The 19,079-nt window shown below is 61.6% G+C and carries 15 protein-coding genes; 4 read left to right on the forward strand and 11 right to left on the reverse strand.

Annotated features, from left to right (window positions below):
• Nucleotides 1-9: 9 nt before the first annotated feature.
• The 7 genes from BLP99_RS03255 to BLP99_RS03285 all read right to left on the reverse strand — a co-directional run bounded on the left by BLP99_RS03255 (nucleotide 10) and on the right by BLP99_RS03285 (nucleotide 12,263).
• A complete protein-coding gene (locus tag BLP99_RS03255; protein WP_082339815.1) occupies nucleotides 10-2,475 on the reverse strand; it encodes a fimbria/pilus outer membrane usher protein in 2,466 nt (821 codons plus the stop codon).
• A gap of 176 nt (nucleotides 2,476-2,651) precedes the next feature.
• Nucleotides 2,652-3,389: a fimbrial biogenesis chaperone gene (locus tag BLP99_RS03260; RefSeq protein WP_072458440.1), complete on the reverse strand. Its 738-nt coding sequence runs from the start codon at nucleotides 3,387-3,389 to the stop codon at nucleotides 2,652-2,654.
• Nucleotides 3,390-3,458: 69 nt separating this feature from the next.
• Complete coding sequence (locus BLP99_RS03265) at nucleotides 3,459-4,049, reverse strand: fimbrial protein (RefSeq protein WP_053154017.1); 591 nt, start codon at nucleotides 4,047-4,049, stop codon at nucleotides 3,459-3,461.
• A gap of 239 nt (nucleotides 4,050-4,288) precedes the next feature.
• Complete coding sequence (locus tag BLP99_RS03270; RefSeq protein ID WP_053154013.1) at nucleotides 4,289-4,936, reverse strand: response regulator; 648 nt, start codon at nucleotides 4,934-4,936, stop codon at nucleotides 4,289-4,291.
• 35 nt (nucleotides 4,937-4,971) lie between these two features.
• A complete protein-coding gene (locus BLP99_RS03275; RefSeq protein ID WP_092179697.1) occupies nucleotides 4,972-8,187 on the reverse strand; it encodes a hybrid sensor histidine kinase/response regulator in 3,216 nt (1,071 codons plus the stop codon).
• Between the two features lie 78 nt (nucleotides 8,188-8,265).
• A complete protein-coding gene (locus tag BLP99_RS03280) occupies nucleotides 8,266-9,453 on the reverse strand; it encodes a response regulator cyclic di-GMP phosphodiesterase PvrR (RefSeq protein WP_092179699.1) in 1,188 nt (395 codons plus the stop codon).
• Nucleotides 9,450-12,263, reverse strand: coding sequence for an ATP-binding protein (locus tag BLP99_RS03285; RefSeq protein WP_092179701.1), 2,814 nt, complete (start codon nucleotides 12,261-12,263; stop codon nucleotides 9,450-9,452). Before BLP99_RS03285 ends, BLP99_RS03280 begins: the two co-directional genes overlap by 4 nt.
• Nucleotides 12,264-12,538: 275 nt before the next feature.
• Between BLP99_RS03285 and BLP99_RS03290 the strand changes: the two genes are divergently transcribed.
• Nucleotides 12,539-13,444 carry a cation diffusion facilitator family transporter gene (locus BLP99_RS03290; RefSeq protein ID WP_053155351.1) on the forward strand — a complete coding sequence of 302 codons (906 nt, stop codon included), beginning with the start codon at nucleotides 12,539-12,541 and terminating at the stop codon, nucleotides 13,442-13,444.
• A gap of 56 nt (nucleotides 13,445-13,500) precedes the next feature.
• Here the strand turns inward: BLP99_RS03290 and BLP99_RS03295 are convergent, their stop codons facing one another.
• The gene (locus BLP99_RS03295) at nucleotides 13,501-13,977 is read right to left on the reverse strand and encodes a DoxX family protein (RefSeq protein ID WP_092179703.1); all 477 of its coding nucleotides are present in this window, start codon (nucleotides 13,975-13,977) and stop codon (nucleotides 13,501-13,503) included.
• A 348-nt stretch (nucleotides 13,978-14,325) separates the two neighbouring features.
• Between BLP99_RS03295 and BLP99_RS03300 the strand changes: the two genes are divergently transcribed.
• The 3 genes from BLP99_RS03300 (at nucleotide 14,326) to BLP99_RS03310 (ending at nucleotide 16,444) form a co-directional block, all read left to right on the forward strand.
• Nucleotides 14,326-14,769 (forward strand): DoxX family protein, encoded by a 444-nt coding sequence (locus tag BLP99_RS03300; protein ID WP_092179705.1) that lies wholly within the window; start codon nucleotides 14,326-14,328, stop codon nucleotides 14,767-14,769.
• 52 nt (nucleotides 14,770-14,821) lie between these two features.
• On the forward strand, nucleotides 14,822-15,745 hold the full coding sequence (locus tag BLP99_RS03305; protein ID WP_092179707.1) for an NADP-dependent oxidoreductase: 924 nt from the start codon (nucleotides 14,822-14,824) through the stop codon (nucleotides 15,743-15,745).
• Nucleotides 15,746-15,886: 141 nt separating this feature from the next.
• A complete protein-coding gene (locus BLP99_RS03310) occupies nucleotides 15,887-16,444 on the forward strand; it encodes a flavin reductase family protein (protein ID WP_072394682.1) in 558 nt (185 codons plus the stop codon).
• A 6-nt stretch (nucleotides 16,445-16,450) separates the two neighbouring features.
• Here BLP99_RS03310 and BLP99_RS03315 read toward each other — a convergent pair whose 3' ends face one another.
• The 3 genes from BLP99_RS03315 to BLP99_RS03325 form a co-directional block, all read right to left on the reverse strand.
• Nucleotides 16,451-17,320 (reverse strand): helix-turn-helix domain-containing protein, encoded by an 870-nt coding sequence (locus tag BLP99_RS03315; protein WP_256327606.1) that lies wholly within the window; start codon nucleotides 17,318-17,320, stop codon nucleotides 16,451-16,453.
• A 152-nt stretch (nucleotides 17,321-17,472) separates the two neighbouring features.
• Entirely contained in the window at nucleotides 17,473-17,898 is a 426-nt protein-coding gene (locus tag BLP99_RS03320) for a nuclear transport factor 2 family protein (protein WP_231991084.1), read from the reverse strand.
• Nucleotides 17,899-18,018: 120 nt separating this feature from the next.
• Nucleotides 18,019-18,924: a LysR family transcriptional regulator gene (locus tag BLP99_RS03325; RefSeq protein ID WP_053153997.1), complete on the reverse strand. Its 906-nt coding sequence runs from the start codon at nucleotides 18,922-18,924 to the stop codon at nucleotides 18,019-18,021.
• Nucleotides 18,925-19,079 lie beyond the last annotated feature (155 nt).

The following is a 19,079-nucleotide window of genomic DNA, read 5'->3' on the forward strand; positions in this document are numbered from 1 at the left end:
GGCGCACCGTCAGGGCCTGCATTCGAGCCTGACCCGCTCGTAGTTCAGAGCCTTGTCGCGCTCGGGCAGGGAGTAACTCGCCTGGCATTGCTTGTCCGCCCATTTGATGGTGAGCGTGGCGCTCGGGTCCTGCACCAGGGCCAGGGCCTTGCCGGAAGGATCGGCCATCGCGATCTGCTTGCCGCTTGAGTCTTCCAGCACCGTGCCGAACGGCAGATGCTTGTGCATGGCATCGAACAGTTCGAACTGGACCCGCCGACCGGTTTGCGAGGCGTAGCGCACCAGTACGGCGGCGCCGCGTCGAGGCACGACTTGTTGGGTGGCATTCTCGATCTCGACATCGGCGCCCAGATCACGAGTGTCGAGGCTGATCCAGTTCACCCGGTAGGGTTGGGTGTTGGGGATGACCGCAAAGCCGTTGCGGCCGGTTTTGGTTCCGCTGAAACTGCTGATCTTGACGCCGCCGGGTACGTCTGGCACCTCGGCCAGTGCAAAGGTTTCACCCAGGGTCTGCCCGAGGTTGATCCCTCCCGCGTGGGCTACCACCGAGCCGGCGAGGTTCAGGTTCTGCGAGGTGTAGCCGCGCCCCTGGCTGTAGCCCGCATTGATGTCCACGAAGGGCTGTCGGGTACTGATGCTCGCCGATCCCGAATTGCCGCTGGTGCTGCTGTTGCCTGCCTGTACGGAATAATAGGTGTCGCTGTTTTCCGATAGGTAGCCGTTCACCCCCAGTTGAGTGCTGTCGCCGGATTTCTGGCTGGTGGTCGAGAAATACGCCCGGGGTGCCCGTGGTTTGGAACCGAGGGGAAACGACAGCGACAGGTTCATCTGTGTGTCGTTGTTCGAGGGGCCGAAACTTCCCACGTCCTGGGTGTGGATCACGCCGAGGTTGTAGGTCAGGTCACCCCAGTTGTTGCTGTAGCCGGCGGACACACTCTGGGATCCGCCTCGTCCCCAGTAACGCTGGTCGGTAGCGTTCAGGTAAAGGCTTCCGAACTGCTGGTTGCGGCCCAGGCTCTGGCTCACGGTCAGGTCCGTGCGGGTCTTGGAGTTGCCGCGACGCTGTTCGGCGTAGCTCTGATCCTCGATATGTTCGGTCAGCGTGCGGTAACCCTCGGTCGAGTAACGGTAGGCAGCGAGGGTGAAGTTGGTGTTGGTGCCACTGAAAGTCTTGGCGTACAGCATCCGCAGGCTGTTGCCTTGTGTGGTCTGGCCGTGGGACTGGCTGGACGAATGGGTCAGGTCGAACGACACGGCCCCCCAGGGCGTATTGCGACCCAGGCCCATGGACAAGGCCCTGAAATTATCGGTTGCCTGTACGCCGACGATGCCGGTCGTGTTGCTGCTCAGGCCGTAGGCCAAGGTACTGCTGAGCATCTGCGGCGATGCCAGGCCTTCGGTGTTGCTCTTGTACTGGCCCGCCGAGACGCTGTAGTTGACCTGCCCCTGGCGCACCATGATCGGCAGGCTGGAGAAGGCCTGGATGGTTTCACGTCGGCGGCCGTCCGCTTCGATGATCGTCACCTGGAGATCACCGTTGGAGCCGCTGGGGTAGATATCGCTGATCTCGAAAGGACCAGGCGGCACGTTGGTGCTGTACAGGATGTAATCGTTCTGGCGAATCTCCACGGTGGCGTTGCTTTGCGCAACGCCTCTGATGACCGGTGCGTAGCCACGTTCGCTGTCGGCGCGCATGCCCTCGTCGGAGCTCAGCATCAGCCCGCGGTAGCGGACGCTGTCGAACAACTGCGAGTCGGAAAAAATGTCCCCCGCGCTGAACTGTCCCTTCAGGGCCGTGACGTCATGTTGCACATAGCTACGGTTGCTGGTGAACGTATTCGGCCGGCCGGTCTGGCTGTTGAAGTTGGATTCGTTGCGCAGCCTCCAGCCGCCGAGGTTGATGCCGTTGCGCAGACCCAGGTTGTTGGAAATCGTCGTGGCGCTGTCGGTGCTGTTGCGATTGCTGCTCAACTGATAGTTGATGAACCCAACGGGCACTCCCGCGTCCCACAGCGCGGGGTCGACATAACCACGCATGCCTCGTTGCATGGCGATCTGCGGAATGCTGATCGACAGTCGCAGGCGACTGGGGTCGTAGTTGACGGTCGCCTGGTCGATCAAGGCCGGCAGGTCATGGCAGGCGTCCGGCGCAGCGTTTTTGAGGCGGTCCGCCACTTCGGGCCGGCTCAGGTTGATCCCCAGTTGCTGCAAGGTTTCCAGGGTCAGGCAGGCTTCCACTTTTGCGCTTTTCTCAACGCGCCGAAAATCGATATCGCGACGGCCGACCAGCACGTCGTTGCTGTAGACGTCCACCCGATAATTTCCTGGCAAAACGCTGTTGGCCGAGAGCAGCAGATCCAGGTCCACGGAGGACGCTGCGCCTTGCAGGAATGAGGTATTGAACTGGCTGACTTGAAGGGGTTCTTGAACTGCCGGGTCGCCAGCTTCTGCGAGCTGGGTCAGGCCTGCCAACATCGCCAGGTATAACGCGTTAAGACCAAAGTTAATGGACGACGTCGTTTTTGTCGGGGAGTTGGAGTTGCTGCGTGGGAATAAAGACATGCCCAGCCCTATATCGCTACGGACGACAGAAGTTAAGGTTCGTTATTGAAATCGGAGAGCGTCGGGAACTGCTGTGAGTACGGCGATCGTTATTGCACTGCTTTTCCATTGACGGCCGATGCACCGGTGAAAGTCGCTGCATAGCGAACTTGCGCACCGTAATCGTTGATGCTTGAAAAGTTGACGCTCGAATAGTTCGAATGTGTGGCCTGTTTAAGAGGGAGCGTTTTGGTCTCGCCGGGCGCAATCATCATGGAGTCCACCGGGTGTTCAGTGCTGGAGCCTGAACGAACGGCCACTTCCGACAATGAAACGTGATAGAGACTCGGGTTGCTTATCGTCAATGTCGCATGACCTTGCTGCTCGCCCAGTCGCCACGACAGTTGTTCAGGCGCCAGATACGCTTCTGGCGCAAGGCCGACAGGGCGGAAGAACACCTTGATGCGCTGGCGTACCGCCAGTTGCAACGTGTTCGGCGTCTTGGCGGCCTGGGGGATTTCCTGGACATTGAGCCATACCACCGATTCCTTGTCGGTTGGCATGCCGGTGCCCTCATAGATAATCCGCAGCAGTTGCTGTTCCTTGGCCATGATCCTTGCCAGCGGCGGTGTCACGGCAAAAGGGACTGGCGCTTTCTCGGTCTCGCCGTCGATCCAGGATTGAATCAGCAGGTCGTCACCATTGTTACGTACCTTGATGCTGACCTCTTTGTGCTCGGCGTCGAACACCAGGCGGGTCGCGCTCAGCGAGATGCCGGCGCTTGCCTGTGCTGCGAGCAGTGCGCAGTGCAAACCCACGCACAACGATAGGAAGTGTCGGTTGAACATGACTGGATGCCTGAAATTGAGAAAAGGCGGGACCCTGAAGTCCCGCGCAGTATCAGCCCCGTCCGGCCCTTACTCGTATTGCAGGGTGAACGGCAGGGTGGCGTCGCCGCGACCGGCCACGGCGGTCTTCGGATCGGCAGTAGTGACGTAGGCAGCGGAGAACTTCAGGGTCGCGCTGCCGTCCTGCAGGGTGTTTTCGATTCTGGCGGCAGTTGGGGAGCTCAGGTCGATCTGGTCGCCATTGGCGTTCAGCAGGGCGATACCGATGTTCTTGGCTGCGCCTACACCGTCAGTCAGCTTGAGGACCTTGGTGCCGGTCACGATGCCCGAGCCCGCGCCTTTGGTCGGTTCGAAAATCATCGCAACCTTGGTGCCGGCGTTGCAGTTGATCTTCATGTCGAAGTTTTCCGCGCTCAGCTTGCCGCTGCCGATGGGTGCTGCTGCTGTGCCCATGTCCTTGATGGACACTTCACCCATGGGCACCGAGATGGTTTTATTCAGGCCGGCACTTTCGATGGAGCAGGCGTCGTTGTTGATGATGCCGCTGAAATTGATAGTGCCACTGCCGGCCAGGGTGGGCGTTACCGGATCAGCTGCAAACGATTGACCCGCGGCGGCGAGCATTGAAAGTGTCAGCAGTGTCAGCGATATGTTCTTCATTTAAATATCCATATGTCGGAGATAAGTTGCGTTCTAAACGCCGGGCCAATTTAGTTTTTTGCCGGGGCACGGGCCATCAGACAATTCTGATTGATGTCAATGGGCTAGTTGTGGGCGGAGCGTTTAGAGCGATGAACGGGCCTGCGCCTCATGCACAGACCGTCAATGTATGAATGTTGGAGGAGGGCGCGCGAAAGTTGAAAGTTATAGAAATGACAAGTAGGCGCGAAGAGAGTTGTTCAACTGAAGATATTGTTCTCCAGGCAATACGTCAGCAGATCCTGGTCGCTGGAAACTTCAAGTTTACGCATGGCGGCGATTTTCTGGGTGCTGACGGTCTTCGCGCTCCTGGACTGGCTTTTTGCGATGGCAGTGACGCTCAGCCCCGAGACGAACAGGCGCAGAATCTCGAACTCCTTGGGCGATAGCCTCGACAGCCGTTCATCCAGCGCGACGTTCTGCTCCCTCACGCTATGGGCCAGGGGCCTTGCACTCTTGAAAGGGCGTCCCTGGGCGATGGCCGTGAGCGCAAGCTGGATGTCGTCCTGCAACTGGTTCTTCTGGATGACACCGACCACGCCCAGTTCATGGAGCCGTGTCAGGATCAGCGGGTTGGAGATCATCGTCAGCAGGAGGATTTTCACCTCCGGGAAGTGCCGTCGCAGGTACTCCACCAGTTTGAGTCCGTCACCGTAGGGTGAGTCGGCCGGCATGTTGAAGTCCGTGATCACCAGGTCGACCGGCTGGTGTTTGAGAAGCTCTATCAGTCCATTCGAACAGACCGCCTCACCGACGATCCGGAAGCGGTCGTCGCGTTCTATCAGCTCACGCACGCCCAGCAATACGATGGGGTGATCATCCGCGATCACGACGTTGAGTGTGGCCATGTTGGCTATCCCTAATACGTTATTGAGTCATACCGTCATGCCAGTGCGTCGAGCATCGCTCTCAATCGCCCAAGCATAGCCTCGATGTCGCTGGCCAGGTCAGGTGTCATGTGCCGGCCCTCCAACCGGTTCTCCAGGTCGATGCAGGTTTGCGCCAGGTCGGCCGCCTGCACGGCGCCCAATGCCCCGGCCATGCTGTGCAGTTGCCGGGCTACCGCGGCGGTGTCGTTGCCTTGGAGCGTGGCATTGAGCGTGTCGATATCCTGCTGCATCGTGCTGAGGAACAGGTCCCGCATTTTCGGCGACAGCTGTGGCCGGTCGGCATTGTGCACCGTGTCGGCCGCAGGCGGTGCCGGGCTGAAGGGGAGCGGCTCGGCGAGCTTGCAGTGTTTCAACAGCTGTGTTCGCAGCATGTGCAGGTTGAGCGGCTTTACCAGCCAGGCATTCATGCCGACCGCAGCGCAGCGCTCTCCCTCGTCGCGCAGGGCATTGGCGGTCACCCCGATGATCGGCAGGTCCGGCTCGTTCCTGCGCAGTGCCTGGGCCAGTTCATAGCCGTTCATTACCGGCATGTTCACATCGGTCAGCACCAGGTCGAATGAGCCGGGCAACCATTGATGCAGGGCCTGCTCGCCATTCGCCGTGGCGACTACCGAGCAGCCCAGCGCCTGCAGTTGCTCCTTGATGATCGCCCGGTTGATCGGGTTGTCCTCGGCCACCAGGATGTTCAGGTCCAGGTGTCGTGGCGGCTCCATGGTCGATGGGAATGTCCGCGAGTCGGTGCCCTGCTGGGCGAAACGTATTGCCCATGCCATCGCCCGGATGTCGTACGCATCCACGGTCCAACCGGCGCGGGTGTACTCCGGCGGGTTAGGACCGGCGGCCCTGGCGATTATCCGCGGGCCAGTCCAGGAGGACTCCTGGGACGAGGGCAGTACATCGAGCAACAGCGATGATGCGCACGGCGGCTGTTCCGGGTTGACGATACGGGTTTCCTGGCCTAGTCGTTCGAGCCAGTTGCAGACATGCTGCGCCAGTTCAGGCGTGGGTGCCTGTACATAGACGGGCGGGGTGTGCGGATCGAATTGCGGGCAGTCGCCCAGATGGCCTTGGCCGCAGGCAAGCTTGAGTTGCAATGAAAAACTGCTGCCGAGCCCGGGTTCGCTCACCACTTTCAGCTCGCCGGCCATCAGTTCGCATAACCACCGGCAGATCGCCAGGCCCAGGCCGGCGCCCGCTTCGCTGGACGCATCGCGAACCTGGTAGAAAGGGTCGAACAGCTGGGCCTGTTGCGCTTGGGAGATGCCGATGCCGGAGTCGCTGACCTGCCACAGCAGGCTGGCGACGTCGGCATTCTTGTCCAGGACTCGCAACCTCAGTACGACGCGTCCGTTGTCGGTGAACTTGATCGCGTTGCTCACCAGGTTGTTGAGGATCTGGCGGATCCGCAGCGGATCGCCCCGCACCTGGTCGGGAACGGCGGGGTCGATACAGGCGTAAAGCTGCAAGCCCTTGGCCTGGGCGAAAGCGCTGTAGGCCCGCAGGGTCTCTTCGGTCAGTTCCAGCGGGCAGAAGTCCTGGGCCTCGATGGTCATCTGCCCGGCTTCGATCTTCGATACATCCAGTACGTCGCTGATCAGTTGGAACAAGGTGGCCGACGAGCGCTGGATCGTGCGCAGGTATTCCTGCTGGCGGGGGGCCAGCTCAGTCAGGCCCAGGAGTTCCAGCGTGCCCAGTACGCCGTATAAAGGCGTGCGAATCTCATGGCTCATGGTCGCCAGGAAACGGGTTTTTGCCGCATTGGCGGAATCGGCGGCGTGCAGTGCCTGTTCCAGCGCCGCGGCATCCTCGATGTGGCGGGTCACGTCGTTGAATGCGCAGATCCAGACCTCCTGCCCGTGATAGCGAGCCCCGACGAAACCCACCTGCAGATGGCGACCGTCGATCTGCAGCTCCGTCTGGCCCGCACGGGTGAGCAGTTGCCTCTGCTCGAGTGCGGCGATCAGTTTGTCACTTGGCTGCCATTGTTGAAGACGCTGGTTCTGCAGGAGGATCTTGTGATCGCTGCGACGTATCACGCACAGGCCGGTGGGAGCGCTGTCGATGATCGCGCGACTGAAGGCCTCGCTTTCGGCGATGCTCTGGTGGGCCTCATGGGCGGGCAAGACCACGCGAGTCTTGTACCACCGGTTGAAAGCCCAGCCACCGCCGATGCTCGCGAGCATCAGCGTCAACATGCCCAGCAAGGGCCACCAGGCATAGTCGATGAAGCTCTTGAAGCCGACCACATAGACGGCTGTCCAGGGCTGTTGCCCGTCGCTGGAAATCTTGAACACCAGGCCATCGAGACGAAAGTTGAGCCCGTCCTTGAGGTCTTGCCCAGGCTTTTCGGCGCCTACCAGCAGGGCACCGTTGGGGGCTACCAGGCTGAAGCGATCGTAGATCGACCACTCCATGATGCGCTCGATCTCGTTGAGCTGGTTCAGGTTCAGCAGCGAAGCCACCACCACCCAGGGGCTGGCACCCCGGATACCCAGCTGGGTGGCCGGCATGTCGATGTTGATGTAGGCCAGGACGGTCGGCGGGGCGCTGTTGTCCGTTTCGGCGCTGTAGCGCACCCAGTGCACGCGACTGTCCGCAGGCCGAGGGTTGTCCTCATGCAGCCGTTGCAATATCTGGTTCATGACCTGCTGGTAGGTGCCGCCCTGGATCTGGCCGACGCCGCGCAGGCGGCCGGCAGCGGGCACGGCGATATCGAAGTTGTCCGGCATGTTGAACAGGAACACCTGCGGCGACTGGTAATACGACGCCGACCAGAAGGCGCTGTAGTAGCTGGCCAAATGGGCACCCAGGCCGAAGACCCGGTGGCGTTCCCCCGGCTCGATGGTGGCCGGGTTGATCTTCACGCTGAAGGGCAGGGAGAAAGACAGTTCCTGGCCTTTGTAGATGCCATCGCCTTCATCCGGCAACGGCTCTTCGACAAACATCCGGAACTGCCCGGTATCCAGCGGCAGGCCTTTGGCGCTTTGCCGGGCAATCGCATCGAGGAAGGCGTCCTGTTCGCCGATGTTTTCCATCAGCCTGGCGAAGTGAAACCGAACGGTGTCGCGCTGCTCCTCGATCATTCGGTTCAAGCCCCAGGCACTGAGACCGATCAATAGCGACGCCAGACCGCCCAGCACGATCAGCCCTTTGTTCATCTTCAAGGAGCTGCTGGTCAGTTTCTGTAGAAGATCATCGGAATGGGTCATTTGGCCAACCTTTGAAGGACGCTCGGAAACGTTGCGCACCGCGCGACCTTGGACAAAATGAAAATGGATTTCCAGTCGTCAGTCGACCAAGGCCGGCCCATCCTGAGTCAGCAATTGCTGGAACTCGCTGGACGACACGGCATGGGAGATCAGGAAACCCTGCACCTGGGTGCAGTTGATTCTACGCAATAGCGCCAGCTCCTGCGCCGTTTCAACCCCTTCGGCCACGACCGTCAGGCCCAGCTGGCGGCCGAGCGCGACGATGCTGGTCAGGGCCTGGGTCAGTTCTTCATTGGTGGTACAGCCATGCACCAGCGCCCGATCGATCTTCAACTCGGTGAACGGTGTCGAGACCAGGTTCATATACGAGCTGTAGCCCTGGCCGAAGTCGTCCTGGGAAAGGCCAAACCCCTTCATGCGCAACCGGCATGCACCGGCGTAGAAGTTGCTGATGTCTTCGGGCATGGAGCACTCCATCAACTCGAAGCAGATCATCGCCGGAACACCCTGGTGCTCGAGGACGAACGCGAGGATCCGGTCCGCCAGGTCCGGGCTGTTGAGCAGATGCGTGGGCAGGTTGATCGACACCGGGATGGCATAGCCCTGGCTGCACCATTGGTTCTGAGCGATGATCGCTTGCTCCAGGATGTGCCAGAGCAGGCATTCTTCCAGGTCGAACGCCTTGAGTGCCGGCAGGAAAACCCCGGGCAGCAGAAGCCCATGCTCGGGATGAACCCAGCGCACCAACGCTTCGGCGGCCACGATCCGCCCGTTGGCCAGGGACTTCTTGGGTTGGAACCAGGCGCGCAACTCGCCGCTCTCCAGTGCATTGCTGATGGCCAGGTGGTCGATCTGCGGGCCGGGAAGGGGCAGGTCAGCCTGGCGCAGGCCGCCCAGTTGATCGGTGAGATTGCGCAATGCGGCGAGCTTGACCGGCTTGGATATCAGCCCTATGACTTTGACGCCCAGGTTACGGGCGGCCAGGCTTGCGCTCGTGAGCATTCGTCTGGACGCCACACTCATGATCGCCAGCGCGGGCCGGGCGCCGGAGGCGGCCAGTCCCTGGATGAACTGGATGCCGTCCATGCCGGGCATCAACAGATCGGTCAGGACCAGATCGAAATCACGCTTGTTAAGGCAATCCAGCGCCGCGCTGCCTTCCTGGGCGAATTGCAGGTCGAAATCCCCCAGCTCGCTGAAGAGGTTCTGCAGATACACCTGCTGGAATGGGTGGTCTTCGACGACCAGTACGCTGATGGGTTTCATGAGGGGGTTCTTTCGTAGGGCGCCAGTTGGTTATGCAGGGCCTGCAGGGTGAAAGGCTTGACCAGGCAGTGGTTCATGCCTGCGGCCAGGCACAGTGCTTCTTCGCCGCGCATGGCATTGGCGGTCGCGCCGATGATCGGTACTTCGCAGCCAAGGCGGCGTAGCTCGCGAGCCAGTTCATAGCCGTTTATGCGGGGCATGTTGACGTCGCTCAGCACGACATCGAACCGACCCCGGCGCCACATCGCCAACGCTTCTTCACCGTTTCCGGCCAGTTCCGCCGTGCAACCCAGTTCCTGCAATTGGTCATGCAGGATCAACTGGTTGATGACGTTGTCTTCCACCACCAGGATATGCAGATGCAGTTTTTTCAGGTGCCGCGGCCAGATGTCATGCGCAGGTTCGATGGCGCACAGGCCCTGGGCGCGGCTGACGGCCTGGTGGATCGCGTTCAGGTGATTGATGTTCACCACCCAGCCGTCGGCAGCCTGCTGGGGGTCGTTATAGCCGTCGCCGGTCGCCATCACCAGCGACCCGGTCCATTGCAGGGCCAGGCGTTGTTCGAAGGAACCCGGGTGCAGCTCGAGCAGCACGGCTCCCTGGGTCGGAGCGCCCGGGGCAGGGCGATCGAGTTGCGCACGTGCGCCCCAGCGACGCAACCAGCCACTCATGGTCTCGGCCAGTTCACGGATGGGGGAAACCACGAAGACCACTTTCGGCAGCAGAGGCGGGACGCTGCTCGCCGGCGCGGGCGCCATGGGCTGTTCGAGCGAGAGGGTCAGGGAAAAACTGCTGCCCAGCCCGGGCTCGCTGACCACGCGGATACTGCCATTCATCAGATGCGTGAGACGCTGGCAGATGGGCAGGCCCAACCCGGTACCGGCGATCACGTTGGTGTGGCCGCGGGTCTGGTAGAAGGGTTCGAAAATGCGCGACTGGTCTTCCTGGGTTATTCCCTTGCCCGTGTCGGAAACCTGCCAGAACAGGCTGACCCGCTCACCGTCCCGCCCAGCCAGCTTGACTCGCAGTACGATTCGGCCTGCATCGGTGAATTTGACTGCATTGTTCAACAGGTTGTAGAGGATCTGACGGATTCTCGAGACGTCGCCGATGACCCGCTCAGGTACCTTCGGATCGATGACGGCATACAAGTCCAGCCCTTTGCCATGGGCCGCGGCCGCATAGCCCTGGGTCGCCTCGTGAATCAGGTCCAGCACGCTGAACTCGGTGAGCTCCAGGGCCAGTTGCCCTGCCTCGATCTTGGAGACGTCCAGGACATCGCAGATCAATTGCAGCAATGTCGCCGAAGAGCTCTCGATGGTGCGAAGGTAGTCGGTCTGCTGGGCATCCAGTTCGGTTCGCGCCAGCAATTCCAGTGTCCCGAGCACGCCGTACAACGGGGTGCGGATCTCATGGCTCATCGTCGCCAGGAACAGGGTCTTGGCTTCATTGGCGGCGTCGGCCAGCTGTCGTGCCTGCTCCAGGGCTTCTTCGATCTGCGTGCGGGTGCTGATATCGCTGAACGCGCAAAGCAGCACGTCTTCGCCCTTGTAGCGGGTGGGGGCGCAACTCAGGTACAGGTGGCGTCCGTCGGCCGCCTCGAAGTAGTCGGTGACCTGCGGGTCCATGGCGTCGAAGGCCCGGTAGATCCATCGAGGGCTCAGGCGCTCGCGTTCGCCGCTTTGCCCCAGCCACTGCTGCGACAGGGTGTTCTCCAGGACCACCTGGCCATTGGCGCGGCGCAGCACGCACAGGGCCACAGGGGCCGTCTGGATCACATCGCTGCTGAACAGCTCGCTTTCCACCAGGGCCTGGATGCGGCTGATGGTCGGCGCGATGAAGCGATGTTCGAGGCGGCGAATCAGTATCCACACCAGGCTGATGCTGAACAGGCAGAACAGCAGGGCACCCACGAGGCGGGGCCATAGCGCCAGGAGGACGTCTCGCAAGTCGATGGAGTACACCAGCTGCCAGTCGGAGGACTTGAGCTGCTTGCGCATGACCAGGTGGTCGGGTAGCCAGGCATCGCCGACGAAGCCGAAGAAATTCTGCCGTTGCACCTGCAACAGGTTCTGGCTGAGTTGCGCCGGCTGGCTGTTGCTGAATACCAGCATGCCGTCGGGATTGAACATCATGAATTGCCCGGCGCTCCTGTCGTCCAGGGCGTGGGACACCTCGCGACCGTCCATTTCCAGCCCCAGCCAGCCGGAGTCGAGGTCGCGCCGATCGAGACGAATGAACATGTACAGCTGCGAATGACTGCTCGACTGATTGGTCAGCCAGAGCTCATTGACCGAGGCCCTGTTGTCACCTTTCAACGCTTGCAAGCGGTCCAGCATCGCCGAGGGAAAATCGCCCACGGCAGGGGTCGCCGTGTAAAGCCGCTTCACTCGCACATCGTTGCCGCTGCTGACATAGAGCAGGTTCACTTGTCTGCTGGTCAGGTAGTCCCTGACCCGCTCGGTCAACCAGATGCTCCATTGCTTGCCTTGTGCGTTGCCCAGCAGCAGGTGGATCTCCTCGGGCGACACCTGTGGCTTCACCCCCTCGGGCTTGCGGATGGCCGACAGGCTCAGGCTCTCCAGCAATGCCCCACGGGTCGTGAAGAACGTATGGGCCTCGGCGATGGCGCTGCTCATGTGGCTGCGCCTGCGCGATACCTCGGCATTGAACGTCAGCAGCAGAAAACTGTAGACACCACTGAGTATGCCCACGAGCAGCACCACGCCAAAGATGCGCAGCAGGCGTCGGGCGGCATTGGGAGTGGAGAGGAGGGGGTTGATCTGGTGAAGGTAGTTCTTCAATTTCATCCAGCCAACCTAGCGAGGCGCGAGCCGCACGGGTATCAGACGATTCCGAAAGCGTGGCCTCGGGAGCCTGGCATGGGGCACGCGCTGGCGGGCCTGACACGTGCGACGGCCATGCCCTCCGGCCCTCGATTCGAGTGTCGGCCCGGCATAGGACGATTCTTAAAATGCCGAAGGTGGGCGTCTTCAAAGGCTCCTTGCCAGGGCGATGAAGTAGACTGTCGCCCGGAAATCGATCGTGCTGTGCATCGATTCGAATGTTGTCAGAGGTAAGCTACGTGAGTAACCGAGGTGAGCAGTCGCTGCTCAAACAATCCACTTTCCTGATGTTCGCCGTGGCGATTGCCGGGATCTGCACCGGTTTCATAACGGGTGCCCAATCCATCCTGTTCGATGGTTTTTTCTCGTTGGTCGCTACCTTCATCAAGGTACTGATGCTGATCACGGCCAGGTTGATCGCCAAGGAAAGCAACCACCGCTTCCAGTTCGGATTCTGGCATCTGGAGCCCATGGTCCTGCTGATCGAAGGCAGTTTCCTGCTGCTGATCGCCATCTATGCCTTCCTCAATGGCGTGTCCGGCATCATCAACGGTGGCCGTGAAATCGAGCTGGGCATGGTGATCATCTATGCCGCGGTGTTCACCGTCGTCGAGTTCGGCTATTTCTTCTACGTTCGCTACCGCAATCGAACGCTCAAGTCATCGCTCATCCAGTTCGACAACATCAGTTGGCTGGTCGACGCGATGCTTTCGGTGGGCCTGCTGGTCAGTTTCCTGGTCGCTCTGTTGCTCAAGTCCCAGGGTTACGGGCAGTGGGCGATGTATGTCGACCCGTTGATCCTGATCCTGCTGGCGCTGAGCATGCTGGCACCGGCCTTCAAGATCCTGCGCCCGGCTTTGCGCGATGTATTGGGTATCGCACCGGATCACCTTGACGATACGGTGCGCCAGGTGATGGACGCGGCCACGGTGGAACACGGCTTCGAGGACTATGTGTCCTATGTCCAGAAGCACGGGCGGGCGCGCTTTATCGAGATCCACATCGTGCTCCCGGCGGATTACCGGTTGCAAACCGTAGGGCAATTGGACGCGATCCGTGAGCAGATCTCTGCCAGGTTGGGTCAGGCCGACGCGACGCGGTGGCTGACCATTTGCTTTACCGGTGATCGCAAGTGGATCGCATGATTGCACACCGCCCTTGAAATGCCTGACTGGGGAGCGCGACGCCCGCTCGCGCCACCTCAGCCGGCCCCCAGGCGTGCGTCCACTGAGTGCGCGCCGCCACCACGCGCAACGATGTAGAGCGCCAGGAAACCCATCAATACCGGAAACTCGATGCCCCGGTCTATCCAGGGCCAGGTCGGTCCGAGCGCATAGCTGATGGCAAGCATCTGGATTGCGATCAGCAGGGCCACCAGCCTCGTGGCGAGCCCCACCGCCAGCATCAGGGCGCCAACGGTTTCCAACAACATGACCAGAAACGCGAGCTGCGCAGCGAAGGGCAGGCCCATGACGTTCTGGATGAGGTTGATCGACCCGGCCATGGGATCGGCCATCGACCCGTGGGACGTGCGCAGCGCCTTCGGCAGTCCGTGGGTGAACAGGACGATGGCGAATACCGTGCGCAGCAGGGCGTACAGATAAGGTTCGAAGCGGTCGGCCCGCAGGTTCACGGCGGCCAGGGCGGAGCGCAACGTCGACGAATTCTCTATGGTCATGGGGAGTCCCTTGCGCAGTTGCGGGGCTGATGAGTCACAGGCTCCGCTCTGGACGGGGCGGCGTGCCTGGCGGGGATGGAGGGCATTGTTCTGGTTTGGGAGCAGGAGATAAACCGTGTGAAGTTGCCAGGTGAATTCAATGGCGACGAACAATCGGCTCCGACTGGAAACGAACCGCAAGGGCAACCGGTTCATGGGTATTTTCCAATACTTCAACCGACGCTCGGCTTTTCTATTTAATAGAACGATTTGATCGAAATTAGCTGGCTTTTTAGGTAAGTGAGTTGCGTGCAGAATTCACCTCATTGCGGCTCACCAAGGTGGTGAGCCCTTCAAGAGGAAACCACCATGACTCACCCCAACGTATCGTCCAGCACCGTCACCAACACCGCTTTCGGCCCTGCCGCCTCGTTGTCTTCATCCGCTGCATTCGCCGGGCGCATCTTGCTGAGCGCCATCTTCCTGCTCTCCGGCATCTCCAAGATCGGCGCATCGGCGGGCATGGTCGCTTATATCGAATCGGTCGGCCTACCGTTCCCGAGCCTGGCCCTGGCAATCGCCATCCTGGTGGAAGTGGTCGGCGGTGTTGCCCTGATTCTGGGCTACCGCACACGCCTGGTCGCGGCCGGTCTGGCCCTGTTCAGCGTCGCCACCGCGCTGGCGTTCCATAACCAGCTTGGCGACCAGAATCAGTTCATCCACTTCTTCAAGAACATCGCCATGGCCGGTGGCCTGTTGCAGGTAGTTGCCTTTGGCGCCGGCCGCTTCAGCCTGGATGCGCGCCGCGCCTGACCCTGGGCCGGCCTGCCGCCGGCTCGCCATTTCCTTTTTTACGAGGTGAGAGATGAAAGCGATTCGCGTAGCACAGTACGGCCCGGTTGAAGGTTTGTCGTTCGAGGAGTTGGCCTCGCCGGTTCCAGGCCAGGGTGAGGTGTTGATCGAAGTGGCCGGCAGCGGCGTGAACCCGGTCGATTGGAAGGTCCTTTCCGGTGCCATGAAGGCGTTCATTCCACTGCAGTTGCCCTATACGCCAGGCGTCGAGGTGGCCGGTCGCGTCGCGGCGGTAGGGGAAAACGTCAGTGGCCTGGCTGTCGGCGACGAGGTGTTCGGTTTCATCAATATCGTTGGCGGGTATGCCACCGAGGTGGTCGCCAGCGCGGAGCGTCTTGCGCATCGGCCCAATCGCCTGACGGCGTTGCAAGCCAGTGGTGTTCCGGCGGTCGCGTTGACTGCCTGGCAGGCCCTCCATGAGCATGCACGGATCAAGGCCGGCCAGCGCGTGCTGATCCACGGCGCGGCGGGCGGTGTCGGCAGCATGGCGGTGCAGATGGCGCGTATGGCCGGCGCCACCGTTATCGCCACCGCCTCGGCGTACAACCATGACTACTTGCAAGCACTGGGTGCCGCGCAGGTGATCGATTACAACCAGGCTCCGTTCGAGCCTGTCGTCGACCGGGTCGATGTGGTGCTGGATCTGGTCGGTGGCGATACCCAGGTGCGTTCCTGGTCGGTGCTCAAGCCCGGCGGTGTATTGGTCTCCCCGGTGAGCCCGCCCGACGCCAGCCTGGCCGAAGCCGCCGGGGCCTGCGGCAAGCATTTCGCCACACGCTCCGACGGTGCGCAGCTCCAGCACATTGCCTCGTTGTTCGAATCCGGTGAGCTGGTGATCGAGGTCCAGGTGCTGCCCTTGTCTCAGGCCGAGGACGCGCTGCGCCAGAGCAAGGAGCGGCACATACGTGGCAAGCTGGTACTCGACGCCAGTCGATAGGTCCGTGGCGGCAATGAATCGAACCGGGCAGACGCCCGGTTTTCTCATGCGCAATTTCCCGACACCCTCGACAGTCTTCCGACAGACCGCCGCTCGCAAGTGCGAGAAGCTGGCCTCCGGTTTCCATCGGAGGACATTGCCATGCAGCGTTATGAAAAGACCGACTTTCCCGTGGTCGAGACCCGTCGTCATCTCGAGACCGGCCCCATCGTGCTGGTCACATCCGGCTGGCGGGGCGAAACCAACATCATGACCATGGGTTGGCACATGATGATGCAATTCAGTCCCGCGCTTTTCGGCTGTTACATCTGGGCAGGCAACCACAGTTACGAACTGATCCGCCGCAGCCGCGAATGCGTGATCAACGTGCCCACCGCGGACATGGTCGATGCGGTCGTCGCGGTGGGCAACAGCTCGGGGCATTCGCTGGACAAGTTCGAGGCGTACGGGCTGACCGCGGCGCCGGCCCACCATGTACAGGCGCCGTTGATCCAGGAATGTTATGCCAGTTTCGAATGTCGCCTGGCCGATGATCGCCAGATCGACGAGTACGGTCTGTTCATCTGGGAAGTGGTGAAGGGGCACGTCGCTGCCACGGTGAGCGAGCCGGCCACCTTGCATTACCATGGGCAGGGTCGTTTTCGCGTAGCGGGCCCGATGCTCGACCTGAGCGAGCGCTTCAAGCCGCAGAACCTGTAGGGCCGCTCATGCCTGGCGGTAAGTGCTGGGCGTGACCCCCACCTCGCGCCGGAAGACCTGGGAGAAATGGCTCGGGCTGCAATAGCCCACCTCCAGCCCGATATCGATGATGCTGCGATCGGTTTCGAGCAGCAGTTGCCGGGCCCGACTCATCCGCAGGCGGATGAAGTACTGCGAGGGCGACAGTCCCGTCGCGCGCTTGAAGACCCGGCTGAAGTGGTACTCGCTCAATTCGGCGATCCGGGCCAGTTGCGCGAGGTTGAAGTCTTCGGCCAGGCCCTCGTTCATGACCGCCAGGACGCGACGCAACTTGTAAGCTTGCAAGGCGCCGCTGCGTCGGTTGTCGCCGTGCGGATCGCGGTATCGACGGATCAGGTGCACGGCCAGGGCCTGGGCCAGGCTGTGGACGAACAACGGGCTGGGCTGGCGTTGCTCGGTGAGTTCGATGCGCAACTGATCGAGGATGAAGTCCACCCGCTCATCCCGGGCCCCGGAGATGTCCAGGAAACTCACCGAATCGGGATGGTCCCCCAGGACATCGCGGGCACCCTGATCGATCAGCGACAGGCCCAGGTACAGGTGCATCACTTCGAAGGTGTCGCATTCCACTGTCTGCCAGCGCATTTCGTAGGGATCGCGGGTATTGGTGAGGAAGAAGTCGCCGGCCTCCACGAGGGCGGCTTCCCACGCGCCGCCGAGCGCGCGCTCCTCGACCCTGGCCCGCCCCGCCAGTACCCACACCAGCAGCGGCTCCACAACGGCGGGCACCAGTATCGGCTCGACGATGCTGTGATGGCTGAACAGCTGCACCACCACATCCTGCATGGCCGGATGCGATGGCAGTGCCTGCGCCGTTCCCGGCAAATGTTGCGGCATGGACTCGGCCATGATGCGCTGGGCATCGCTGGCGGCCAGGTCGGTATCTTCAGGCGGGTGCACAAAAGGCTCCATGGGCAACACTCTCGGACAAGGGCGGCACCGATAGGGTAACGCAGCAATGGCCTGCCGGAGCAAGAGTGTCCGTCGACTCAGTTCGCCAGGGCCGGTATGGGGGCGTCGAGGGCGAGGGCGGCCCGTACAGGGTCGAAGTATTCGCGGATGAACGCCAGCTTGCCGTTTTCCACCCGTACGAACAGCACGTAATCCTGTTCATAAAGGCGTCCGGTGGGCTTGATCGTTCCCTTGGCCTTGACTTGCGCGACGGCCTCCAGAGGGTTCGTACTCGGTTGGATACGAAGGTCGTAAAAGAGAAAGTCCTGCACCGCGCCGACGAACCAGCCGACATGGCCCAATACCTGATCGCGCCCCTCGAGCCGCGCCGGATGGCCGAGGGCAGGGGCAAACGGCAGCTCCCATACCAGGTCATCGGCGATCAGGTTCTTCCAGCGCTCATGGTCATCCACAAACAACTCGAAATGCAGGTGCAGCAGCCGCTCGGCAGTCATCATGGTCATCACTCGTCTCAAGGCGAAGGCGGGGCGTGCCGGACGGCAGGCCTGGAGCATTTGTCTCACGGCACCACCGTCATGAAAAGCCAGTTGCTTTCGACGTTCAGGTTCGATTTTCTCGAACGATCAGAGATCGGTCGCCTGTGCCTTGAAGCGCTCGATCAGCCAGCTGGCCGCGGGGCCCGGGGGCATGTCGGTGCGGTAGACGACGTCAAAGCCATAATCGCCGCCTTGGCAGTCGGGCAGGTCGAGGTGCACCAGCCGGCCGCTGGCCAGGTCGTCGCTCACCCTGTCGATGGGCATGTTGCCCCAGCCGATGCCTTCGCGCAGCAGCGTGTGCTTGGCCCCCAGGTCGGCCAGTCGCCAGGTGCGGGTGCCGATGACCGCGAACTCCTGGTCCTTGGTCAGGCTGGAGCGGTCGGTGAGGACCAATTGCACATGGGCGCGCCCGGCACCCGGCGCATGGGGGGCCGATTGGGCCAAGGGATGGTCGGGAGCGGCGACCGGAATCAAAGCCACCTTGCCCACGCCGATGCGTTCGATGCCGTCGAGGTTATGGGTCAAGGGGCCGCTCACGCCCAACGTGGCCGTGCGGTCCAGCACCCGTTGCGTCACCGCGCCTAAGGCCTCGACGTGCAAGTGCAGCGACACGGTCGGGAAGCGCTCGCGAAACGCCTTGAGCGCGTCCACCACGCGCTCGCTGGGCAGCATCACATCGAGGACCAGATGCACCTCGGCTTCCAGCCCATGGAGCAATCCACGCACCTTGGCCCGCAGGCCGTCGATACCGTTGTAGATGGTGCGCGCCTCGGCCAGTACCGTGCGCCCGGCATCGGTCAACTGGGGTTTGCGGGTGGTCTTGCGGTCGAACAGGCTTACGCCGAGCTGCATTTCCAGGTTGGCGATGGAGTAGCTCACCACCGACGTGGCCCGATGCAGCTTGCGGGCGGCACCGGCGAAGCTGCCGACGTCCACCACGGTCAGGAATACCCGAAGCTGGTCGAGGGTTGGCGTGCCTGGGTCTGAAATCATTTCTAATCGCTCGAACGTTTTCTTGAATGTTATCCGGATTTTTCCGACAAGCCACTGCGATCGATGGCCGCGAGGCTGCGTCGTTCACCTCGGCGCAAGATCCCGACAGCCTCGGCAAGCCTGCAAAAGCCTGGATCGGCCCGTTGCGAGACAGT

This window comes from Pseudomonas sp. NFACC32-1 (assembly GCF_900101215.1).
Classification (GTDB): domain Bacteria; phylum Pseudomonadota; class Gammaproteobacteria; order Pseudomonadales; family Pseudomonadaceae; genus Aquipseudomonas.

Coding starts and splice junctions, on each gene's coding strand:
- BLP99_RS03255 (WP_082339815.1), bottom strand. CDS start 2,475: ATGTTGGCAGGCCTGACCCAGCTCGCAGAAGCTGGCGACCCGGCAGTT.
- BLP99_RS03275 (WP_092179697.1), bottom strand. CDS start 8,187: ATGACCCATTCCGATGATCTTCTACAGAAACTGACCAGCAGCTCCTTG.
- BLP99_RS03300 (WP_092179705.1), top strand. CDS start 14,326: ATGACTCACCCCAACGTATCGTCCAGCACCGTCACCAACACCGCTTTC.
- BLP99_RS03305 (WP_092179707.1), top strand. CDS start 14,822: ATGAAAGCGATTCGCGTAGCACAGTACGGCCCGGTTGAAGGTTTGTCG.
- BLP99_RS03320 (WP_231991084.1), bottom strand. CDS start 17,898: ATGACCATGATGACTGCCGAGCGGCTGCTGCACCTGCATTTCGAGTTG.
- BLP99_RS03280 (WP_092179699.1), bottom strand. CDS start 9,453: ATGAAACCCATCAGCGTACTGGTCGTCGAAGACCACCCATTCCAGCAG.
- BLP99_RS03285 (WP_092179701.1), bottom strand. CDS start 12,263: ATGAAATTGAAGAACTACCTTCACCAGATCAACCCCCTCCTCTCCACT.
- BLP99_RS03270 (WP_053154013.1), bottom strand. CDS start 4,936: ATGGCCACACTCAACGTCGTGATCGCGGATGATCACCCCATCGTATTG.
- BLP99_RS03260 (WP_072458440.1), bottom strand. CDS start 3,389: ATGTTCAACCGACACTTCCTATCGTTGTGCGTGGGTTTGCACTGCGCA.
- BLP99_RS03315 (WP_256327606.1), bottom strand. CDS start 17,320: ATGCCGCAACATTTGCCGGGAACGGCGCAGGCACTGCCATCGCATCCG.
- BLP99_RS03325 (WP_053153997.1), bottom strand. CDS start 18,924: ATGATTTCAGACCCAGGCACGCCAACCCTCGACCAGCTTCGGGTATTC.
- BLP99_RS03310 (WP_072394682.1), top strand. CDS start 15,887: ATGCAGCGTTATGAAAAGACCGACTTTCCCGTGGTCGAGACCCGTCGT.
- BLP99_RS03295 (WP_092179703.1), bottom strand. CDS start 13,977: ATGACCATAGAGAATTCGTCGACGTTGCGCTCCGCCCTGGCCGCCGTG.
- BLP99_RS03265 (WP_053154017.1), bottom strand. CDS start 4,049: ATGAAGAACATATCGCTGACACTGCTGACACTTTCAATGCTCGCCGCC.